The organism is Leifsonia sp. KNZ12-8B, assembly GCF_056755495.1.
The window spans coordinates 1-3,621 of record NZ_JBPGXM010000215.1 but is presented as its reverse complement, the minus strand read 5'-3'; the positions used below and the strand labels follow the sequence as shown (position 1 = coordinate 3,621).

The window sequence follows — 3,621 nt, the reverse complement described above, 5'->3', positions numbered from 1 at the left end:
CCCCCCCCCCCCCCCCCCCCCCCCCCCCCCCCCCCCCCCCCCCCCCCCCCCCCCCCCCCCCCCCCCCCCCCCCGGGGCGGGGCCCCCCCCCCCCCCCCCCCCCCCCCCTTCTGCGTGTCCGTTCTGTTCGGGGACGTCTACTTCGTATAGTCGCCGCGCTCGTGCCACCACGTGTCGAACATGCTCGCGGGCACCCGGCGCTTGTGCTCGGTGGCGAGGTAGCGCGCCTCGATGGCCGCGGCGACCTCGCTCGGCACCTCGCGACCCTCGAGGAAGTCGTCGATGTCCGCGTAGTGGATGCCGAGGTTCTCCTCGTCGGTCTGGCCCGGCTGCAGGTCGAGCAGGTCGGCCGTCGGCGCCTTCTCGTACAGGCGCGCCGGCGCCTCCAGGTGCTGGAGCAGCTGCTTGCCCTGCCGCTTCGTCAGCCCGCTGAGCGGGAGGACGTCGGTCCCGCCGTCGCCGTACTTCGTGAAGAACCCGGTCACGGCCTCCGCCGCGTGGTCGGTGCCAACCACGAGCAGGCCGCGCTGCCCGGCGATCGCGTACTGCGCGACCATGCGGATGCGCGCCTTCACGTTGCCCTTGTTGAAGTCGGTCATCTCGTCGCCCACGGCGTCGGCGTACTCGTCCTCGACGCCGTCGGTGCCGCGCTGGATGTTGAACGTCACCGTGCGCTGCGGGCGGATGAAGGAGAGCGCGAGCTGGGCGTCGTCCTCGTCGTGCTGCACCGCGTACGGCAGGCGCACGGCGATGAACTCGGCCTCGGTGCCCTGCTCCGCCAGCCGCTCCACCGCAAGCTGGGTCAGCCGGCCCGCCAGCGACGAGTCCTGCCCACCGCTGATGCCGAGCACGAATCCCTTCGCGCCCGTGGCACGCAGGTAGCGGACGAGGAAGTCGATCCGCTTCTCCACCTCGGCGGCCGGGTCGATGCCGGCGCTCACGTTCAGTTCGTCGATGATCCTGGCCTGGAGTTCACGCATGCGCCCACCATATCCCCGCCGCATTTCGGCGGTGTGAACGCCGCCGTCACGCCACCCGCGTGACCGCGCGGGCCAGGATCGCCGTGGTCAGCGCCTCCACCGGGCCGGCCGCAGCAGCGGGATTCGAGAGCAGCGTGAAGTCCACATGGCCGAGCTCCGGGAGGCTGAACCGGTTGGTGACCTTCACCAGGTCGGTGGGGATGAGCGAGCGCGGGAACACCGCGACCCCGATGCCCGCGCGGACCGCGGCCAGCACGCCGTTCACCTCCCGCGTGTTGCAGGTGATCCGCCAGGTGCGCCCCGCCTGCTCCAGGGCATCGATCGCGACCTGCCGGCTGAGGCTCGGCCCCTGGTACGCGATGAGCGGGACGGGCTGGCCGGGCTCGACGATGGTCTTCTCCTGGCCCATCCACACCAGCTCGTCGGTCGCGACGACCGTGCCCTCGGTGGTGCCCGGGTTCTGCTTGATGAAGATCAGGTCGAGATGCCCGGCCGTCAACCGGCGGTGCAGCGGCCCCGACTGGTCGATCGTCAGCTCGAGGTTGATCTGCGGGTTCTGCTGTCGGAAGTGCCGCAGGATGCGCGGAAGCGTGGTGATCGCGAGGTCGTCCGCGGCGCCGAAGCGCAGCCTCCCCCGCATCGCGGAGCCGCTGAAGTAACGATCGGCCTCGGCGTGCGCGGCGAGGATCGTGCGCGCAAAGCCGGCCATCGCGTCGCCGTTGTCCGTGAGCCGCACCTCGCGGGTGTCGCGGGCGACGAGCTGCCGCTTCGCCGCCTCCTCCAGCCGGCGCACATGCTGGCTGACGGTCGGCTGGCTGATGCCGAGCCGCTGCGCCGCCCTGGTGAAGGAGCGGGTGTCGGCGACGGCGAGGAAGGTGCGCAGGAGCACGGGATCGAACACGGCACATCCATTCGGAAAACCAATGAGAGTTATTGCAGCAATTGGCCCACAGAATAGCCGACCGGTGCGTATGGTCGAAGGGACGCCCGATACGGAACCAGACATCAGCCATACGACACGAGGAACAGCAGTGGCGAACCACGCACCAGCCGCCCCGCCCACCGGCCCGATGCCCGTCCTGAGCGCCAGGCCGCCCTGGCGCGAGACCTTCGCCTCCCTCCGGGTGCCGAACTACCGCCGCTTCGCCGCCGGCAACCTCGTCGCCAACACCGCCGTGTGGATGCAGCGGATCGCGATGGACTGGCTGGTGCTGCAGCTCTCCGGCAGCGTCGCCGCGGTCGGCATCACGGTCTTCATGCAGTTCACACCGATGCTGATCTTCGGCCTCTACGGCGGCGTGCTCACCGACCGCTACTCCAAGCAGAAGCTGCTCATCGCGAGCCAGTCGGCCGCGGCCCTCCTCGCCGGCGTGCTCGCGGCGCTCACGCTCACGGGGACCACGCAGGTCTGGCATGTGTACGTCATCTCATTCCTGCTCGGGATGGTGACGGTCGTCGACAACCCGGCCCGCCAGGTCTTCGTCAACGAGCTCGTCGGCCCGCGCTACCTGCGCAACGCCATCAGCCTCAACTCGTCGATCTTCCAGCTCGGCGGGCTGATCGGACCGGCCGTGGGCGGACTGCTCATCAACGCGGTCGGCGGAGGCTGGTCCTTCGTCATCAACGCGATCGCGTGCCTGACCGTGGTCGCCGCGCTGTGCACGCTCGACCGCTCCGCCCTCCACGCCTCCCCCGCCGCGCCGCGCGGGAAGGGACAGCTGGCCGAGGGGATCCGGTACGTGCGCCGCAAGCCGGTCATCTTCTGGACCATCGTGATGGTGGCCGTGATCGCCGTCTTCGCCTTCAACATGCCGGTGTTCCTCGCCGCGTACGCGAACGACGTGTTCGAGGTCGGCGCGCAGGGGTATGGCCTGTTCAACGCGCTGGTCGCGGCCGGGGCGCTCGCGGGCGCCCTCGCCTCCACCCGGCGGACCAGCATCCGGCTGTCGATGGTCGTCGGCACGGCCGCCGCGCTCGGCATCGTGCAGGCCGCCGCCGGCTTCGCACCCACCGAGATCGCCTTCTCGCTGCTGCTCGTCGGCATCGGGATCGGCAACCTGCTCTTCATCACCGCCGCCAACTCGCTCGTGCAGATGTCGTCGAACGTGCAGATCCGCGGCCGCGTCATCTCCCTGTACATCCTCGTGCTGCTCGGCGGTCAGGCGATCGGCGGGCCGCTCATGGGGTGGATCGTGGAGGCGGTGGGGCCGCACGACGCGATGATCGTCTCCGGCGTGGTGCCGGCGGTCGCCGCGGTCGTCGTGGCCATGCTCATCGCCCGCCGCGCGAGCCTCCGCCTCCGCTTCGGGCTGCGCGGGAGGGTGCCGGTGATCGCCATCGTCAACCGCGCGGGCAAGAACGGCGCCGTGCTCTGACCCGCCCGGCGCGCCTCCCCCGCTGCGATATCGTGGAGGGCGCGCCCCCGTAGCTCAGCGGATAGAGCAGGAGCCTTCTAATCTCTTGGTCGCAGGTTCGATTCCTGCCGGGGGCACCCACCGTCTACTCGCGGACCCTTCTCATCTCTTGGTCGCAGGTTCGATTCCTGCCGGGGGCACCGGAACGTGTACTCGCGGACCCTTCTCATCTCTTGGTCGCAGGTTCGATTCCTGCCGGGGGCACCGGAACGTGTACTCGCGGACCC

Annotated in this window: 3 protein-coding genes and 1 tRNA gene; 2 read left to right on the top strand and 2 right to left on the bottom strand. The window is 70.5% G+C overall.

Features of this window, described 5'->3' with window-relative positions; all coding sequences use genetic code 11:
* Positions 1-137 precede the first annotated feature (137 nt).
* Complete coding sequence (gene nadE, locus ACR9ZG_RS18450; RefSeq protein ID WP_481286300.1) at positions 138-980, bottom strand: ammonia-dependent NAD(+) synthetase; 843 nt, start codon at positions 978-980, stop codon at positions 138-140.
* A gap of 46 nt (positions 981-1,026) precedes the next feature.
* Positions 1,027-1,881, bottom strand: coding sequence for a LysR substrate-binding domain-containing protein (locus ACR9ZG_RS18445; protein ID WP_481286299.1), 855 nt, complete (start codon positions 1,879-1,881; stop codon positions 1,027-1,029).
* A 169-nt stretch (positions 1,882-2,050) separates the two neighbouring features.
* Here ACR9ZG_RS18445 and ACR9ZG_RS18440 point away from each other — a divergent pair, with 169 nt between their 5' ends.
* Together ACR9ZG_RS18440 and ACR9ZG_RS18435 are read left to right on the top strand one after the other, a co-directional pair.
* A complete protein-coding gene (locus tag ACR9ZG_RS18440) occupies positions 2,051-3,355 on the top strand; it encodes an MFS transporter (protein WP_481286301.1) in 1,305 nt (434 codons plus the stop codon).
* A 43-nt stretch (positions 3,356-3,398) separates the two neighbouring features.
* Positions 3,399-3,471, top strand: a tRNA-Arg gene (locus ACR9ZG_RS18435).
* Positions 3,472-3,621 lie beyond the last annotated feature (150 nt).

Coding starts and splice junctions, on each gene's coding strand:
- nadE (WP_481286300.1), bottom strand. CDS start 980: ATGCGTGAACTCCAGGCCAGGATCATCGACGAACTGAACGTGAGCGCC.
- ACR9ZG_RS18440 (WP_481286301.1), top strand. CDS start 2,051: ATGCCCGTCCTGAGCGCCAGGCCGCCCTGGCGCGAGACCTTCGCCTCC.